Origin of the sequence: Rhizobium sp. TRM96647 (assembly GCF_025780115.1) — a bacterium.
GTDB lineage: Bacteria > Pseudomonadota > Alphaproteobacteria > Rhizobiales > Rhizobiaceae > Mycoplana.
The window spans coordinates 24971-41334 of the sequence record NZ_JAOXHF010000005.1; the positions used below are offsets into that span (position 1 = coordinate 24971).

Annotated in this window: 13 protein-coding genes; 8 read left to right on the top strand and 5 right to left on the bottom strand. The window is 66.8% G+C overall.

Features of this window, described 5'->3' with window-relative positions:
• The 4 genes from OCK02_RS10765 (at position 1) to OCK02_RS10780 (ending at position 6242) form a co-directional block, all read left to right on the top strand.
• The gene (locus tag OCK02_RS10765) at positions 1-1002 is read left to right on the top strand and encodes an ABC transporter ATP-binding protein (RefSeq protein ID WP_230804506.1); all 1002 of its coding nucleotides are present in this window, start codon (positions 1-3) and stop codon (positions 1000-1002) included.
• A 204-nt stretch (positions 1003-1206) separates the two neighbouring features.
• On the top strand, positions 1207-2433 hold the full coding sequence (locus OCK02_RS10770) for an efflux RND transporter periplasmic adaptor subunit (RefSeq protein WP_412178802.1): 1227 nt from the start codon (positions 1207-1209) through the stop codon (positions 2431-2433).
• Positions 2434-2444: 11 nt separating this feature from the next.
• On the top strand, positions 2445-5582 hold the full coding sequence (locus OCK02_RS10775; protein ID WP_263813062.1) for an efflux RND transporter permease subunit: 3138 nt from the start codon (positions 2445-2447) through the stop codon (positions 5580-5582).
• A 48-nt stretch (positions 5583-5630) separates the two neighbouring features.
• A complete protein-coding gene (locus OCK02_RS10780; RefSeq protein WP_263813063.1) occupies positions 5631-6242 on the top strand; it encodes a TetR family transcriptional regulator in 612 nt (203 codons plus the stop codon).
• Between the two features lie 10 nt (positions 6243-6252).
• On the opposite strand, the gene OCK02_RS10785 is transcribed toward OCK02_RS10780, so the two are convergent.
• The 4 genes from OCK02_RS10785 to OCK02_RS10800 form a co-directional block, all read right to left on the bottom strand.
• Positions 6253-6492, bottom strand: coding sequence for a hypothetical protein (locus OCK02_RS10785; RefSeq protein ID WP_263813064.1), 240 nt, complete (start codon positions 6490-6492; stop codon positions 6253-6255).
• A gap of 185 nt (positions 6493-6677) precedes the next feature.
• A complete protein-coding gene (locus OCK02_RS10790; RefSeq protein ID WP_263813065.1) occupies positions 6678-7916 on the bottom strand; it encodes an aminomethyltransferase family protein in 1239 nt (412 codons plus the stop codon).
• On the bottom strand, positions 7913-9514 hold the full coding sequence (locus OCK02_RS10795; protein WP_263813066.1) for a phytoene desaturase family protein: 1602 nt from the start codon (positions 9512-9514) through the stop codon (positions 7913-7915). Before OCK02_RS10795 ends, OCK02_RS10790 begins: the two co-directional genes overlap by 4 nt.
• Positions 9501-11120 (bottom strand): phytoene desaturase family protein, encoded by a 1620-nt coding sequence (locus OCK02_RS10800; RefSeq protein ID WP_263813067.1) that lies wholly within the window; start codon positions 11118-11120, stop codon positions 9501-9503. Before OCK02_RS10800 ends, OCK02_RS10795 begins: the two co-directional genes overlap by 14 nt.
• A 159-nt stretch (positions 11121-11279) precedes the next feature.
• Between OCK02_RS10800 and OCK02_RS10805 the strand changes: the two genes are divergently transcribed.
• The 4 genes from OCK02_RS10805 to OCK02_RS10820 are packed head-to-tail and all read left to right on the top strand — an operon-like array spanning position 11280 to position 15163.
• Positions 11280-12095 (top strand): class I SAM-dependent methyltransferase, encoded by an 816-nt coding sequence (locus OCK02_RS10805; RefSeq protein ID WP_263813068.1) that lies wholly within the window; start codon positions 11280-11282, stop codon positions 12093-12095.
• A gap of 23 nt (positions 12096-12118) precedes the next feature.
• A complete protein-coding gene (locus OCK02_RS10810) occupies positions 12119-12796 on the top strand; it encodes a TetR family transcriptional regulator C-terminal domain-containing protein (protein WP_230804538.1) in 678 nt (225 codons plus the stop codon).
• A 25-nt stretch (positions 12797-12821) separates the two neighbouring features.
• Positions 12822-13901, top strand: coding sequence for an ABC transporter substrate-binding protein (locus OCK02_RS10815; protein ID WP_263813069.1), 1080 nt, complete (start codon positions 12822-12824; stop codon positions 13899-13901).
• On the top strand, positions 13901-15163 hold the full coding sequence (locus OCK02_RS10820) for a flavin monoamine oxidase family protein (RefSeq protein WP_263813070.1): 1263 nt from the start codon (positions 13901-13903) through the stop codon (positions 15161-15163). The genes OCK02_RS10815 and OCK02_RS10820 overlap by 1 nt, the downstream gene beginning before the upstream one ends.
• A 109-nt stretch (positions 15164-15272) precedes the next feature.
• On the opposite strand, the gene OCK02_RS10825 is transcribed toward OCK02_RS10820, so the two are convergent.
• Positions 15273-16364, bottom strand: coding sequence for an ABC transporter ATP-binding protein (locus OCK02_RS10825; RefSeq protein WP_263813356.1), 1092 nt, complete (start codon positions 16362-16364; stop codon positions 15273-15275).

Sequence of the window (16364 nt, forward strand, 5' to 3'; positions counted from 1 at the left end):
ATGGGCTCCCTGCAACTGAAATCCGTGCGCAAGTCCTTCGGGCCGGTCGACGTGCTGAAGGGCATCGATCTCGACGTTGCCGATGGCGAGTTCGTCATCTTCGTCGGACCGTCGGGCTGCGGAAAATCGACGCTCCTGCGCATCATCGCCGGCCTCGACGATGCGACGTCGGGCAATATCCTGATCGACGGCGCGGAAGTCGGCGCGGTGCCGCCGGCCAGGCGCGGCATCGCCATGGTGTTCCAGTCCTATGCGCTCTATCCGCATCTGAGCGTGAAGGACAACATGGGCCTCGGCCTCAAGCAGGCCGGCGCGCCGAAGGCGGAGATCGAGGCGCGGACGAAGAAGGCGTCCTCCATGCTGTCGCTGGAGAAGTACCTCGACCGGCGCCCGGCCGAGCTTTCGGGCGGGCAGCGCCAGCGCGTGGCGATCGGGCGCGCCATCGTGCGCGAGCCGAAGCTGTTCCTGTTCGACGAGCCGCTCTCCAACCTCGACGCGGCCCTGCGCGTCAATACGCGCCTCGAGATCGCGCGGCTGCACCGCGAACTGAAGGCGACGATGATCTACGTCACCCACGACCAGGTGGAGGCGATGACGCTGGCCGACAAGATCGTCGTGCTCGACGGCGGCGTCATCCAGCAGGTCGGTTCGCCGATGGAGCTCTACAACAAGCCGGCCAACCTGTTCGTCGCCGGTTTCATCGGCTCGCCGGCGATGAATTTCATCGACGCTTCGAGGCTCGGACGCAGCGACGCGACCACGATCGGCATCCGCCCGGAACACATGGCGCTGTCGCGCGAGAGCGGTGAGTGGAGCGGAAGGATCGTCCATGTCGAGCATCTCGGCGCCGATACGATCGTCTATCTCGACAGCGACAAGGCCGGGCTTCTGACCGTGCGGCTGTTCGGCGAACACCACTACGAGCCGGACGAGATCGTGCATGCCACGGCCAATGCCGGGCAGCTCCATCGTTTCGGGGTTGACGGTAAAGTGATACGATGAGGTCCCTCATCACAATTTCGTGATTGGTCCATTGTGCGGTGCGAAATCGGATTGCGCTTGGACAGGAATTAACATACAGAACTGTTTGTATAACGGCGATGCGGGGGACTTACGGTTCTCCGCATCGATTCTTTTCAAGGCCTTCCGGCCTCGACCTGACCTTTTTCGAGGCCACTGGCCTTCCCTCGTTTCGTGGAAAAACCGATGCGCATCATCAGACCGATTGCAATTGCGACACTGGGCAGCCTGCTGTTTTTGGCCGGATGCCAGAAGGAGGAGGACAAGCAGGCCGCTGCGCCGGCGATGCCGCCGACGCCGGTCGCAGTCGTCACCACCAAGTCCGAAGAAGCGCCGATCATGAACGAGTTGCCGGGCCGCATCGCCGCGACCCGCATCGCCGAGGTTCGCCCGCGCATCTCCGGCATCATCGTCGAGCGCGTGTTCGAGCAGGGCTCGATCGTCAACGAGGGCGAAGTGCTCTACCGCATCGATCCGGAGCCCTTCCGCGTCCAGGTTGACAGCGCCGAGGGCACGCTCCGGCGGGCCAAGGCCGTGCAGTTGCAGGCCAAGCAGGCGGCCGACCGGCAGGAACAGCTGAAGAAGTCGAACGTCGCCTCCGCGCAGCAGTTCGACGACGCGGTGGCGCAGCTTGCCGCGGCGGACGCCGACGTCGCCATCGCCGAGGCCGGCCTTGCGACGGCAAAGCTGAACCTCGAATATTCCGAGGTGAAGGCGCCGATCACCGGCCGCATCGGCCGGGCGCTGATCACCGAGGGCGCACTCGTCAGCAGCAGCAGCAGCGAGGCGCTGGCGACGATCCAGCAGCTCGACCCGGTCTACGCCGACTTCACCCAGTCGGCCACCGATCTGATCCGCCTGCGCAAGGCGCTTCAGGACGGCGACCTGATGAACGACGATTCTGCTGATGTGACACTGCTGTTCGACGACGGCACCGCCTATGGCCATATCGGCAAGCTGCTGTTCTCCGAAGCCGCCGTCGACGAGACGACCGGCCAGGTGACGCTGCGCGGCGAGTTCCCGAACCCCGACAACGATCTGCTGCCGGGCATGTATGTCCGCGTCCAGATCCAGCAGGGCATCCAGAAGAGCGCGATCCTCGTGCCGCAGCAGGCCATCCAGCGCGACACGGCCGGGCAGGCCCAGCTCTACGTCGTGAATGCGGAGAATGTCCTGGAGGTCCGGCGCGTCAATGTCGGTCGTGCGGTCGACCAGCGTTTCATCGTGACGAGCGGGCTGCAGCCAGGCGAGAAGGTCGTGGTCGAGGGTTTCCAGAAGATCGGCCCCGGCGCCACCGTCGCACCCGCCGACTGGCAACCGGCCGGTCAGGCACCTGCGGAGAAGCCGGCCGAGGCCGCCGAGGCGCCTGCGGCCGCCGGCGAGGCGGCAGAGCCGGCGGCGAAAGCGAACTGAGGTCCTGAACAATGCCTAGATTTTTCATCGACAGGCCGATCTTCGCCTGGGTCGTCGCCATTTTCATCATGCTGGCCGGCGTGATCACGATCCCGATGCTGCCGGTGGCGCAGTATCCGAACGTGGCGCCGCCGCAGATCTCGATCTCGACCAACTATCCGGGCGCGTCGCCCGAGGACATCTACCAGTCGGTGACGCGGCCGATCGAGGAAGAGCTGAACGGCGTGCCCGGGCTGATCTACTTCGAATCGACCTCGGAATCGTCCGGCCGCATCTCCATCAACGTGACGTTCGCGCCGGGAACGGATATCGGCGAGGCGCAGGTCGAGGTGCAGAACCGCATCGCCCGCGTCGAGCCGCGTTTGCCGCAGGCCGTGACCCAGCAGGGCATGCGCGTCGAGCAGGCCAGCACGTCCTTCCTCATGGTGGTGGCGCTGTCGTCGACCGACGGCAACACCGACGCGATCGGCCTCGGAGACTATCTGAGCCGCAACGTGCTGGGCGAAATCCGCCGTGTCCCCGGTGTGGGCAGTGCGACGCTGTTCTCCACCCAGCGCTCGATGCGCGTCTGGCTCGATCCCGACAAGATGGTCGGCCTCAACCTGACGGTCGATGACGTCAACAACGCGATCTCGGTGCAGAACGCGCAGGTCTCGGCTGGACGGATCGGTGCGCAGCCGAACCCGATCGGCCAGCAGATCTCCGCGACCGTACTCGTCCGCGGCCAGCTGACCTCGCCGGAGGAATTCGGTTCGATCGTGCTGCGCGCCAATCCGGACGGCTCGTCGGTGCGGCTGCGCGACGTCGCCGCCATCGAGGTCGGCGGTGAAGACTACAACTTCTCGACGCGCCTGAGCGGCAATCCCACCGCCGCCATCGGCGTGCAGCTGTCGCCCACGGGCAACGCCATGTCCACGGCTGCCGGCGTGCGCGCAAAGATGGAGGAACTGGCGAAGTTCTTCCCGGCCGGCGTCGAATACAGCATCCCCTACGACACGACGCCCTTCGTCGAAGTGTCGATCGAGAAGGTCATCCACACGCTGATCGAGGCGATCGGGCTCGTGTTCATCGTGATGTTCCTGTTCCTGCAGAACATCCGCTACACGATCATCCCGACGCTCGTGGTGCCGGTGGCGCTGCTCGGGACCTGTGCTGCGATGTACGTCTCGGGCTTCTCGATCAACGTTTTGACCATGTTCGCCATGGTGCTGGCGATCGGCATCCTCGTCGACGACGCGATCGTCGTGGTCGAGAACGTCGAGCGCATCATGGCCGAGGAGGGGCTGTCGCCGAAGGAAGCCACGAAGAAGGCGATGGGCCAGATCACCGGCGCGATCATCGGCATTACGCTGGTGCTGTCGGCGGTGTTCATCCCGATGGCCTTCTTCCCGGGCGCCGTCGGCATCATCTACCAGCAGTTCAGCCTGACCATGGTGGTGTCGATCCTGTTCTCGGGCTTCCTGGCGCTGTCGCTGACGCCGGCGCTGTGCGCGACCTTCCTCAAGCCGATCCCGCAGGGGCACCACGAGAAGCGCGGCTTCTTCGGCTGGTTCAACCGCGGCTTCGACAGGACGGCGCATGGCTATTCCGGCGTGGTCGGCAAGGTCGTGCGGCGTTCCGGCCGGCTGATGGTCGTGTATCTCGCGCTGCTCGTCGGGCTCGCCTATGCCTATCTGCAGCTTCCGACCTCGTTCCTTCCCAACGAGGACCAGGGCTACCTGATCGTCGACATGCAGGCTCCGTCCGAGGCGAGCGGCACGCGGACCGCCGAGGTCATCCAGCAGGTCGAGAAGATCTTCCTGGACGAGAAGGCGGTCGCCGACATCGTGGCCATCTCCGGCTACAGCTTCTCCGGCACCGGCCAGAATGCCGGCCTTGCCTTCGTTCCGCTGAAGGACTGGTCCGAACGCGGGCCGGAAGATTCGGCCGAGGCGATCGCCGGCCGCGCCAACATGCAGCTCTTCGGCATCAAGGACGCGCTGACGTTCTCGCTGTCGCCGCCGCCGATCCAGGGGCTTGGCAACTCGACCGGCTTCACCTTCCGTCTGCAGGACCGCGGCGGAATGGGGCAGGCTGCGCTGTCTGCCGCACGCGACCAGCTGATGGCCGCGGCCGCGAAGAGCCCGGTCGTGACCGGCCTGCGCATCGAGGGCATGCCGGACGCCGCGCAGGTCAACCTGCTGATCGACCGCGAGAAGGCCAACACCTTCGGGGTGACCTTCGCCGACATCAACTCGACGATCTCGGCGAATCTCGGCTCGTCCTACGTCAACGACTTCCCGAATGCCGGCCGCATGCAGCGCGTGACGGTGCAGGCGGGGGCTGAAAAGCGCATGCAGACCGCCGACCTCCTGAACCTCAACGTCCGCAACGCCAGCGGCGGTATGGTGCCGCTGTCGTCCTTCGCCACCGTCGAGTGGATCCGCGGGCCGCAGCAGATCGTCGGCTACAACGGCTATCCCTCGATCCGCATCGCGGGCCAGGCCGCGCCCGGCTATTCCTCCGGTGACGCGATCGCCGAGATGGAACGGCTGGCAGGCGAACTGCCGACCGGCTTCGGCTACGAATGGACGGGCCAGTCGCTGCAGGAGATCCAGTCCGGCTCGCAGGCGCCGGCGCTGATCGCGCTGTCGATCCTGTTCGTCTTCCTGCTTCTGTCCGCGCTCTACGAAAGCTGGTCGATCCCGCTGTCGGTCATGCTGGTCGTGCCGCTCGGCGTCATCGGCTCGGTGCTGGCGGTGACCTGGCGGGGCATGCCGAACGACGTGTACTTCCTCGTCGGCCTGATCACCATCATCGGCCTGTCAGCGAAGAACGCGATCCTGATCATCGAGTTCGCCAAGGATCTGCGAGCGGAGGGCAAGCCCCTGCTCGAGGCGACGATCGAGGCCTGCCGGCTGCGCTTCCGCCCGATCCTGATGACCTCGCTGGCTTTCACCCTCGGCGTGCTGCCGATGGCGATCGCCTCGGGCGCCAGCGCCGCCAGCCAGAACGCGATCGGCACGGGCGTGATGGGCGGCATGATCTCGGCAACCGTCCTCGCCATCTTCTTCGTCCCGGTGTTCTTCGTGTTCGTCATGAACCTCTTCGGCCGCAAGCCGAAGGAAGAAAAGCCGGCGGCGGAACCAATGCCGGCACCCGGCGAGTGAGAAACGAGTGCCCGCCGCAAGGCGGGCGCTCCCGGCTACGGGGGGACCATGCGCAGGACCAAAGCTCACGCCGAAGCCACGCGCCAGCAGATACTCCATGCGGCGGAGCGTGTGTTCTTCGAAAAGGGCGTCTCCAACGCCTCGATGGAAGAGGTGGCGCTTGCCGCCGGCGTGACCCGCGGCGCCATTTATTGGCATTTCGCCAACAAGTCCGATCTCTTCATGGAGCTCTACAAGTCCGTGCCGCTGCCGCAGGAGGACATGATCGCCCGCGAGCTCGAGGTGGAAGGCGTTGACGTGTTCGCGGTGATCGAGCGCATGGCGGCGGAATGGCTCGAGGTGCTGGCGAAGGACGAGCAGCGCCAGCGGATCCTGTCGATCCTGCTGCGCTGCGACTATGGCGGCGAGCTGGCGCCGGTGCTGGCACAGCAGCAGCAGGTCTTCGACGAGCATGTGCGCATCCTGGAGAAGGCCTTCGCCCGGGCAGCCGAGACGGGCAAGCTCGACCGCTGCTGGACGCCACGCGCGCTCGCCTCTTCCTTCTGCTGGATGATGAAGGGGCTTTGCGTCGAATGGCTGCTGTTCGGCCGCCGCTTCGACCTCGCCGCCGAAGGCCGCGACGGCCTTTCGCGCTTCATTCGCGGCCTGCGGGCGGCCTGATCTGCTTCGATCAGCCGTCTTCGCCGCTCATCCTGTCGATCCACTCCTTGCCGATATTCCAACGCCTTAGGACGGATAGCGGATCTTCTGCGTCAAGCCGCGAGCAGATGCGGTAGATCTCCAGCACCTCGGCGCTCATCTCGCCCTTCTGGTGGAAATACATGGCCGCCGCATAGCGGGTCCGCCCCGACCAGTCGATGCCCGTCGCCGTGCGGATGAGGTTCCAGTGGTGGCGGGTTTCCTGGTCCATCGGTGTCGTTTCTGCCTCGCCTTCGGTCGATGGGGCTGCAACTGGATTGCCCCTCACCCTGACCCTCTCCCCGCAGGCGGGGAGAGGGGACGGAGACGTCGCGGCATTCCTCCTTCTCCCCGCTTGCGGGGAGAAGGTGCCGGCGGGCGGATGAGGGGCGGTTCCGCTTTCGGCCCTCCCAAACGCTATCGCAATCCCGGCGGCGTGGCCGTGCGTCGCGCCAGCTTCACGAAGGGTCGTGGGACGATCTTCGCACGCTTCATCATCTTCTGGTACTTCAGTTCGCGCATCGCATAGATCTCCACCCAGAGGTCGTCGACGAACCGCGTGCCGTAGGGCCGGTCGAGACTGGCAATCGCGATGTTGCGCTTGGCGGTGGGCGACCAGATGGCGGCGGTGACGAGGCCCGCCTCGCGCTTGCCGCGGTGATAGACGATCGCATGTTCGGCCGGAACATTCCCTTCGATTTCAAGGCCTACGAGGACATGCTTCAGGGTTTGATTCCGGCGGGCGTCGAGAATGGCGCGGCGGCCGTTGAAGTTCGGCTTGTCCGGATCGACCAGCCAGTCGAGGCCGATCTCGTCGGGCAGGCGCACGCGGTCGGCGCGTAGCGCGGCCTCGGCGGTGACGAAGTCGGCATTGGCGACGATGAAGCCCGCCTCGATGCGCGTGCGATTGAGCGCGGCGTAGCCGATGGCGCGGATGCCGTGGTCGGCGCCGGCCGTCCAGAGACGGTCCCAGAGCGACAGGGCGGCCTGGCGCGGGACGAACAGCTCGTAGCCGAGGTCGCCGGTAAAGCCGGTGCGCGAGATCGTGACGGTCCCTCCGTCATGGGCAAAGCTTCCGATGTCGAAGGGCTTCAGCCGTTCGGCGCCGGAAAAGCCGGCTTTCGCGAGCACGGCATAGCTCGTCGGCCCCTGCAGGGCGACGCCGGCGATTTCTTCGGTCTCCTCGTGGACGTCCACGGCAAGGCCGAAGGCACTGTCGAGCAGCCAGGGCAGGTGGCGCTCCTGACAGCAGAGACGGAAGTCCTGGTCGCCGAGCCGGAACAGCGTGCCGTCGTCCAGCACGTGGCCGTCGTCGTCGCACCAGGCGGTGTAGTGCACGCGGCCGACGCCGAGCTTGCGCACGTCGCGCAGCGTCAGCCGGTTGAGATAGCGTTCGGCGTCAGGACCAGCGATCCGGTACTTCACCATCGGCGAGATATCGAAGAGCGCTGCCGTCGAGCGGATCGCGAAATATTCGAGCTCCTCGTCGAAGAGCGCATGCGGGGCCTTGTAGCCTGCCCAGTTGTACCAGTCGTTGACCGCGTCGAGGGCGGAAAGCCGCGGATGGAAGGGCGTTTCCAGCCGCGGGGTGGCGATATGGTCGCGCGCCGCGCGGCGCGCCTCGGCCGCGTTTGCAGGCTTGGTCAGGGCGTTCATCGGCGGTCTCCGGCAAGGATATGGCGGGCGGCGTTCCAGCCGGCGAGGCCGGAGATGCCGCCGCCGGGATGGGCGCCGGCACTGGCGAGATACAGGCCCTCGATCGGCGTGGCATAGCCGGAGGCCGCCCCCGTCGGCCGGTTGACCAGCAACTGGTCGGCCTGCAATTCGCCATGGTGCCAGTGGCCGCCGGGAAGATTGTATTCCGCCTCGATGTCGGCCGGCGTGGAAAGCTCGGCAGCGAGGATCGTGTCCGAGAGGCCCGGTGCGTGGCGCTCGAGGATGTCGAGGACGATCCGCAGGAAGGCGGGCTTGCCGGTCTCCCAGCCTGCCTTGAGCTTGTAGGGTGCGTATTGCACCAGCGCCGAGAGCGTGCAGGCGCCGTCCGGCGCGAGCGTGCTGTCCGCCAGGCTCGGCAGCACGACCTCCATGACCGGATCGGGCGAGAACTCGCCGTACTTGGCCGGGTTGAAGGCATCTTCGACATGGGTCATCGAGCGGGCGATGACGATGCGGCCGGCATGGTCGCGGCCGGAGAGGCCGGCGAAGCTCGGCATGCGCGAGAGCGCCAGATCAAGCTTGGCGACGTTGCCGGCGGAGCGGACGTGGCGGATGGTGCGCAGGAAGCCGGTGCCGGTCTCGGCGGCATCGACGAGTTGCAGGAACGTCGCCTGCGGGTGGATGGCCGAGACGACCACCGGGGCGGACAGCTCCGAGCCGTCGGCCAGCACGACGCCGCCGGCCTTGCCGCGATCGGCGAGGATGCGGCCGACGCGGGCGCCGCAGCGGATGGTGACGCCGGCCGTCTCCGCCGCCTTGAGGAAAGCGGGAGCGACCGCGGCCATGCCGCCCTGCGGGATGAACTGGCCGCCCGCCTTGCCGTCCACCTCGCCGGTGAGGCGATAGTAGAGGCCGAGCAACGAGGTCGGCGAGCGCGGCCCCAGGTGAATGCCGAGCGTGGCGTCGAAGGCGAGCAGGCCCTTCAGCCGGTCGTCCTGCAGATATTCGTCGGCCACGTCGGCGACGTTCATCAGGAGCATGCGCAGGAAGTCGCGTCCCTCCGCACGGCCCCTGCGGATGACGCCGAAGCCGGCGGCCATCAACGTCGAGAGGTCGCCGATGCCGATCGCGCCGAGTTGCGGCGGGGCGCGGCGCAGGAAGCGCTTGAGGATGCCGGCCTGGAAGGTGAGCTTGTCGCGCAGGCGGGAGAAGGCCGCCGCCTCGTCAGCCGTCACGCCGTCTATCGTTTCGCCATAGGCTCCGCGGAGCACCGCCGGCTCACGCTCGCCGTCGAGGACGGCGGTGGGCATGGCGGGGCCGGGCGTCGCCGCAAGCGCGATCCCGAGGTCGCGGGCGACTTCGGGATCAAGCCGGTTGACGAGGTGGGCGAGGCCGGCGGAGCGGAAGCCGGGGGCGAATTCGCGCTCGCGCATCGCGCCGCCCGGCGCATTCGCCGCCTCCAGCACCAGAACCCTGCGGCCGCTGCGGCCGAGCTTGGCAGCGGCGGCGAGGCCGTTGTGGCCGGCGCCGATGACGATCGCGTCATAGCTCTGCGTGGCGGTTTTCGGGGAACTCGGCGGTGCGTCAGATGACGTCATGGGCGTTGCTCATCGTCTCGGGGCTGCGCTTGAGGTCGCGGAGGATCTCCATCGCCGCGTTGCGTCCGGGCGCGCCCATGACGCCGCCGCCCGGATGGGTGGAGGAACCGCAGATGTAGAGGCCGGCGATCGGGCTGCGGTATTGCGCGTAGCCGGGCACCGGGCGGTTGAACAGGAGCTGGTCGAAGGTCAGTTCGCCCTGGAAGATATTGCCCTCGGTCAGCCCGACCTCGGCCTCCAGTTCGCGCGGGGTGCGCACCTCCATGTGGACGATGCGGTCGCGGAAGCCCGGCGAATAGTCGGCGATCTGGCCGACGACGGTCTCGGCGAAGGCTGTGCGGTCGGCGTCCGTCCAGTCGCGGCCCTCGACCTTCGGCGGGCAGTACTGCACGAAGCAACTCATGAAGTGCCTGCCGGGCGAGGTCATGGTGGGGTCGAGCGTCGTCGGGATCATCGTGTCGAGCATGGGATCGGCCGACCAGCGCCCGGCCTTCCAGTCGTCATAGGCGCGCTCCATGCGCTCGATGCTGTCGGTGAAATGCAGGTCGCCGCGGATGCAGGACGAGCCCTCCGGCAGGGCAGGGAACTCCGGCAGGCTGTCGAGCGCGATGTTCACCTTGCCGGACGAGCCGCGCATCTTGAAGTGCTTGACCCGGTGGACGAAGGCTTCCGGCAGGTCGGCCTCGTCGACCAGTTTCAGAAAGGTGCGCTTCACGTCGGCATTGGAGACGACGAGGCTGGCGCGGATCTCCTCGCCGCTGTCCAGCACGATACCGGTGGTGCGGCCGCCGCGCGAGAAGATCCTTGCGACCTCGGCGTCGGTGCGGATCGTGCCGCCGGCGGCGAGGAAGGAACTTGCCAGCGCCTGCGTCACCGCGCCCATGCCGCCGCGGGCATAGCCCCAGGCACCGACCGAGCCGTCCACCTCGCCCATGTAGTGATGCAGCAGCACATAGGCGGTGCCCGGCGACATCGGGCCGAGAGCGGTGCCGATGATGCCGGAGATCGCCAGATAGGCCTTGATCACGTCGGTCTCGAAATATTCGTCGAGGAAGTCGGAGATCGACATGGTCCAGAAGCGCAGCGTCTGTGCCATCTCGGCCGGGCTGAACTCGCCGAATTTCCTCGCCAGATAGACGAGTTCCGAGATGTCGCGCGGGCGAAAACCGAAGGGATCGGGGGCGGTGCGCATCAGAAGCGGCTGGATGAAGCGGCACTGGCGTGTGACGTCGCGGGCATAGCGCTCGTAAGCCTCGGCGTCGCGCTTCGAATAGCGGGCGAATTCGCGGCGGTGGCTGTCGTGGTCGCGGTAGGAGGCGAGGTAGTCGCCGTCGCGCGTTAGCACCGCGCCGCCCTCGTAGGCGACGACCTGCAGCCCATGTTGCGGCAGGTCGAGGTCGCGCATGATCTCGGGGCGGAACAGCGAGCAGACATAGGAACAGTTGGAATAGAGGAAGCCCGGCGTCAGCTCCCGGCTGGTGGCAGCCCCGCCGACCCAGCCGTTCTTCTCCAGCACGGCGACCTTCAGGCCGGCGCGCTGCAGGTAGCCGGCGGTCACCAGGCCGTTGTGGCCGCCGCCCACCACGAGGACGTCATATCGTTGCATCCGCGTTCTCCCTCATTGATCGAAAGGCTGCATCAAACGCAAAAACTTGTCCAGATATTTTGAATGAATATTCAGCAAGTATGTTGCAATCGCCTGATAATGCGCTAGAATTTCGCGTCGGGAATGACGGGGCGCGGGACGGTCTTGCGAGGGGAGATCATGACGGCGAACGGCGGGATCGGGCAGGAGAACGAGCCGGAATACGACGACGAGGCGATCCGTTTCCTCGCGGTCGTGTGGGGCGAAGGGTATCTGTCGCCCGGCAGTTCGCAGGAGGTGGACCGCGTGCTCGCGGGCATCGATCTTTCGGGGAAGTCGGTGCTCGATTTCGGCTGCGGCGCGGGCGGCGTCACGCTGCACATCGCCAAGGCGCACGGGCCGGCGGAGATCGTCGGCTACGACGTCGAGCAGCCGGTGGTCGACCGGGCGCGGGCGGCTGCGGTGCGCGAGGGGCTGACGGCGCAGGTCCGCTTCATCGCCACGCCGCCCGGCCGGCTGCCCTTCGACGACGGCGAGTTCGACCTCGTCTTTTCCAAGGATGCGATGGTGCATGTGCCCGACAAGGCGGCGCTCTTTGCCGAGCTTTTCCGCGTGCTGAAGCCCGGCGGCAGGCTCGCGGCCTCCGACTGGCTGATTTCCCACGACGGCGAGCCGTCGCAGGAGATGAAGGACTATATCGAAGCCGAGGGGCTGAGCTTCGGCATGGCCTCTCCTTCGCATTACCTGCAGGCGATGGGTGCGGCCGGCTTCGTCGACGTCTCGACCGTCGATCGCAACGGCTGGTACCGCGAGGTGGCGCGCACCGAGCTGGAGCGGCTGCAAGGCGCGCTGCATGCCGCCGCCGTCGCCGCCGTCGGTGAGGCCTATGTCGACAAGAACATCCGCACCTGGATCGCCATGCAGAAGGTGCTTGACAGCGGCGAGCATTGCCCCACTCATCTTTTCGGCAGCAAGCCGGCCGGTGATCTTCCGTGAACGAGGCGCTGCGAAATCCCAAAATGAGAACGGCGGTGAAGATGCGGGCGAATGCGGCGCAGAAGGACGTGACTGACATCGAGAAGAAGGGCCGCAAGGCCTCCAAGGAGGCGAGGCGGCTGCAACTGATCGAGGCGACGATCGATTCGCTCGCCCGGCGCGGCTATGCCGAGACGACGCTGGCCGATGTCGCCGACGGGGCCGGGCTGTCGCGCGGCATCGTCAATTTTCACTTCGAGAGCAAGGAAAAGCTGCTCGTCGCGACGCTGCAGGCGATGGCGGACGAATATGCCAACCACTGGAACTCGGCGCTGGAGAAGGCGGGGCCGCGGCCGGCCGAACAGCTCTGGGCGCTCGTCGCCGCCGATTTCGACCGGCGGATCTGCACCAAGCGCAAGCTGGCCGCCTGGTGCGCCTTCTGGGGCGAGGCCAAGTCGCGGCCGACCTACCAGGCGCTCTGCGGCGCGCGCGACGTCAAGTACCAGGAGATGGTGATCTCGCTCTGCGCCGCGCTGAAGGCGGAGGGCGGCTACGACTATGCGGCCGAGCCGATGGCACTTTCCGTCTCCAGCATGCTGGAAGGGTTGTGGCTGCGCCTGATGATGGGCAACGGCCTCACCCGCGAGCAGGCGCACGAGGCGGCGATCGAGGCGATCGTCGCGCTGTTTCCGAAGCACATCGCCAGAAACGGACCGAAATAGCCAACCAGAACAAGGGGGAATGCGCATGAGCAACTCGAACAGGGCCGGAGCTTTTCTCACGGCTGTCATGGCCGCGGCATTGTCCCTCTCGACCGCCTCGCCGGCCGCAGCCGACGGGCTGACGGTGTTCGACTGGTCGGGCTACGAGGATCCGGCCTTCTTCCCCGCCTATATGGAAAAATACGGAAGCCCGCCGGATTTCGCCTTCTTCGGCGACGAGGAAGAGGCGTTCCAGAAGCTGCGGGCCGGCTTCAAGGCCGATGTCGCCCATCCCTGTTCGCAGAGCGTGGCGAAATGGCGCGACGCGGGGCTGCTGGAGCCGCTGGACACCTCGAAGCTGAGCCACTGGAACGATGTCCTGCCGGGCTTCAAGGCGATGAAGGGCCTGATGACCTCCGATGACGGCACCGCCTGGCTGATCCCGTTCGAATGGGGCAATACCGTGCTCACCTACCGCACCGACACTGTCAAGCCGGAGGAGGTTGCCTCGCTGAAGGCCTTTGCCGATCCGAAGTTCAAGGATCGCGTGTCGATCGGCGACAATGTCGACGACGCCTATGCGCTGGCGGCGCTCGCGATCGGGCTTAAGGACTGGTCGAAGATGACCGACGAGCAGTTCCAGGCGGCCTCCGATTTCCTGCGCGAGGTGCACCAGAACGTCAGGCTCTACTGGACCGACAACACCGAGGTGAGCCAGGCGATGGCGGCCGGCGAGATCGACCTCGCCTGGGCCTGGAACGAGACGGCGGCGACGCTGCAGTCGGAAAGCGTGCCGGTCGACATCAAGCGCGACACGGTCGAGGGGCTGTCCACCTGGGTGTGCGGCTACGTGCGGCTGAAGGGCGGGGCGGGCAGTGCCGACCAGGCCTACGACTATCTCAACGCGCTGACCGATCCGGCCATCGCGCCCTACATGGTCGAGACCTGGGGCTACGGCCACGCCAACGCCAAGGGCATGGCGTCCGTCGATCCGGTCGTCCTGAAGCAGAAGGGCTACGGCGACGTCGAGGCCTTCATGGCCGATACGCTGTTCCAGTCCCCCTTGCCGAACGCGCTGCGCCAGAAGATGATCGCCGAGTTCGAGAAGATCAAATCGGGATACTGATGTCGCAGCGTCATGACGTCCTTGTCGTCGGGGCCGGCTTTGCCGGCCTTTCGGCTGCGGCCTCGCTGGTCGACAGAGGCATGGACGTGGTGGTGCTGGAAGCCGCCGGCCGCGTCGGCGGGCGGGTCGAGTCCGCCGTGTTCAACGACGGGACCCGCGTCGACACCGGCGCGCAGTTCGTCTGCGACGACATGGAAAACGTCATCGCGCTCCTCGCCCGCTACGGCAAGACGCTGGTGCACACGCCGATGGCGGGCGAAAGCGTCGTCCAGCCGCCCGGGCGCGATGACGACGAGGCCTATGCGCGCTCGCGCGCCCTGCGGCTGCAATTGCGCGGGCTCGATCCGGCCGATCCGACCCTCGCCGGGCTGACCGTCGCCGACTGGCTGGCGGCGCAGTCCGTCAGCCCGGATACAGCACTCGCCTTCCGCTCGACCGTCGAGGGCCTGTGGTGCCGGCCGATCGGCGAGCTGCCGCTCTGGTATCTGGTCTCGAACGACCGGCGCATCACCAACCGGCAGACCGAGATCGAGTATTTCGTCGGGGAGACCATCCATTCGCTGGCCGAGGACATGGCCGCCGCTCTCGGCAGCCGCCTGCGGACCGCCCATCCGGTGACGCGGATCGCGACCGGGCCGGACGGCGTGGAGGCCAGTGCCGCCGGAGCAAGCGTTTTCGCCCGGCAGGCGATCGTGGCCGTGCCGCCGGTGATGGCCTCGCGTATCGCCTACGAACCCGGCCTGCCGCCGAGACTTTCGGCCGCGCTCGGCGCCTGGCGCAGCGGCACGGTCATCAAGGCGCTCGTCCGCTACCGTAGGCCGTTCTGGCGCGACGAAGGGCTCAGCGGGCTTGTGGCCTGGCGCGATCCGGTCGGCCTGTTCTCCTGCGACGTCAGCCGCGACGGGCCGGGTGCGACCCTCGTCGTCTTCATCGCCGGGCCACTGGCGCAGTCCTGGCGGCAGAGGCCGGGCGCACACTTGCGGGAAACGATCCTTGAAAAGCTCGCCGCCGCCCTCGGCGCGGAGGCTGGAAACGCCGTGGATCTGATCGTGCGCGACTGGACCGACGACCTCCGGTGCGGCGGCGGCTATGGCGACACGATCTTCGACATGCAGGCGCGGGATGCCGAGGACATCCTTCGCGCCGGCTTCGGCCCGATCCGCTTCGCCTGCGCGGAGCTGTCGCCGTCGTTTCCCTGCTATGTCGAGGGGGCGATCGTGGCGGGGAAGGCTGTTGCGGAGCGAATAGCCAATAGCCAATAGCCAATAGCAAAGAAAATCGGCTTGCGGCCCGCATACTGCTACCGCAGTATTCGCTATTCGCTATTCGCTATTCGCTATTCGCTATTCGCTATTCGCTATTCGCTATTCGCTACTGCCTATTGCCTCCTTCCTCCGCCAGCAGCACGAACGCCTCCGGATCGTAGGCCAGCCTGATGTCGGCGCCGAGCGGCAGGTCGTCGGCGCCGTAGTCGTTGGTCTCGATCATGGAGAGCGGCTGCTCCAGCCCGTCGACGCCGATCGTCAGGTGCGTCACCTCGCCGAAATAGGCGCGATTCTCGACGCGGCCGACCAGTTCGTGCGGCGCGCGTTCGTCGTCCCACAGCAGGCGCAGGCGTTCCGGGCGGATGCCGACGGTGACGTGGCCGTCGGTGGGCGCGAAGCCCTTCGGCCGCTCCAGCCTGATCGTGCCGAAGCGGGCGGTCTCGACGCTGACGCTGTCGCTGCGCTCGGAGGTGAGCTTCGCCTGCAGGAAATTCATGCCGCCGAGGAAGTCGGCGACCCTGCGGGTGCGGGGGCGCTGGTAGATCTCCTTCGGGGTGGCGACCTGGGCGATCCTGCCGCCGAACATCACGGCGATGCGGTCCGACAGCGCCAGCGCCTCGTATTGGTCGTGGGTGACGAGGATGAAGGTGATGCCGACCGCCTTCTGCAGGCTGCGCAGTTCCACCTGCATCTGTTCGCGCAGCTTCTTGTCCAGTGCCGACAGCGGCTCGTCGAGAAGCAGCACCTTCGGCCGCATGACGAGCGCGCGGGCAAGCGCGACGCGCTGGCGCTGGCCGCCGGACAGTTCGTTCGCCTTGCGCCGGTCGAGCCCCGTCAGCCGGACCTGGTCGAGCGCGTCGGCGACGCGACGGCGCTCCTCGGCCGCGTCGAGCTTCAGCCGCTTCAGCCCGTAGGCGACGTTCTCGCCGACGTCGAGATGGGGGAAGATCGCGTAGTTCTGGAAGACCATGTTGGTGGGGCGCCTGTTGGCGGGCAGGAGCGTGCTCGGCGTGCCGTCGATCCTGATCTCGCCGGCGGTCGGCACGTCGAAGCCCGCGATCGAGCGCAGCAGCGTGGTCTTGCCGCAGCCGGAGGGGCCGAGCAGCGAGAAGAATTCGCCGGCACCGATTTCCAGCGATACGTCGTCGAGCGCGCGGTAGCTGCCGTAGTATCGCGAGACGTTTTCGATCGAGATCAT

Excerpts from the sequence above, each read along its gene's own strand:
- OCK02_RS10765 (WP_230804506.1), top strand. The coding sequence starts at position 1 with ATGGGCTCCCTGCAACTGAAATCCGTGCGCAAGTCCTTCGGGCCGGTC.
- OCK02_RS10770 (WP_412178802.1), top strand. The coding sequence starts at position 1,207 with ATGCGCATCATCAGACCGATTGCAATTGCGACACTGGGCAGCCTGCTG.
- OCK02_RS10775 (WP_263813062.1), top strand. The coding sequence starts at position 2,445 with ATGCCTAGATTTTTCATCGACAGGCCGATCTTCGCCTGGGTCGTCGCC.
- OCK02_RS10780 (WP_263813063.1), top strand. The coding sequence starts at position 5,631 with ATGCGCAGGACCAAAGCTCACGCCGAAGCCACGCGCCAGCAGATACTC.
- OCK02_RS10785 (WP_263813064.1), bottom strand. The coding sequence starts at position 6,492 with ATGGACCAGGAAACCCGCCACCACTGGAACCTCATCCGCACGGCGACG.
- OCK02_RS10790 (WP_263813065.1), bottom strand. The coding sequence starts at position 7,916 with ATGAACGCCCTGACCAAGCCTGCAAACGCGGCCGAGGCGCGCCGCGCG.
- OCK02_RS10795 (WP_263813066.1), bottom strand. The coding sequence starts at position 9,514 with ATGACGTCATCTGACGCACCGCCGAGTTCCCCGAAAACCGCCACGCAG.
- OCK02_RS10800 (WP_263813067.1), bottom strand. The coding sequence starts at position 11,120 with ATGCAACGATATGACGTCCTCGTGGTGGGCGGCGGCCACAACGGCCTG.
- OCK02_RS10805 (WP_263813068.1), top strand. The coding sequence starts at position 11,280 with ATGACGGCGAACGGCGGGATCGGGCAGGAGAACGAGCCGGAATACGAC.
- OCK02_RS10810 (WP_230804538.1), top strand. The coding sequence starts at position 12,119 with ATGAGAACGGCGGTGAAGATGCGGGCGAATGCGGCGCAGAAGGACGTG.
- OCK02_RS10815 (WP_263813069.1), top strand. The coding sequence starts at position 12,822 with ATGAGCAACTCGAACAGGGCCGGAGCTTTTCTCACGGCTGTCATGGCC.
- OCK02_RS10820 (WP_263813070.1), top strand. The coding sequence starts at position 13,901 with ATGTCGCAGCGTCATGACGTCCTTGTCGTCGGGGCCGGCTTTGCCGGC.
- OCK02_RS10825 (WP_263813356.1), bottom strand. The coding sequence starts at position 16,364 with ATGATCTCGATCGAAAACGTCTCGCGATACTACGGCAGCTACCGCGCG.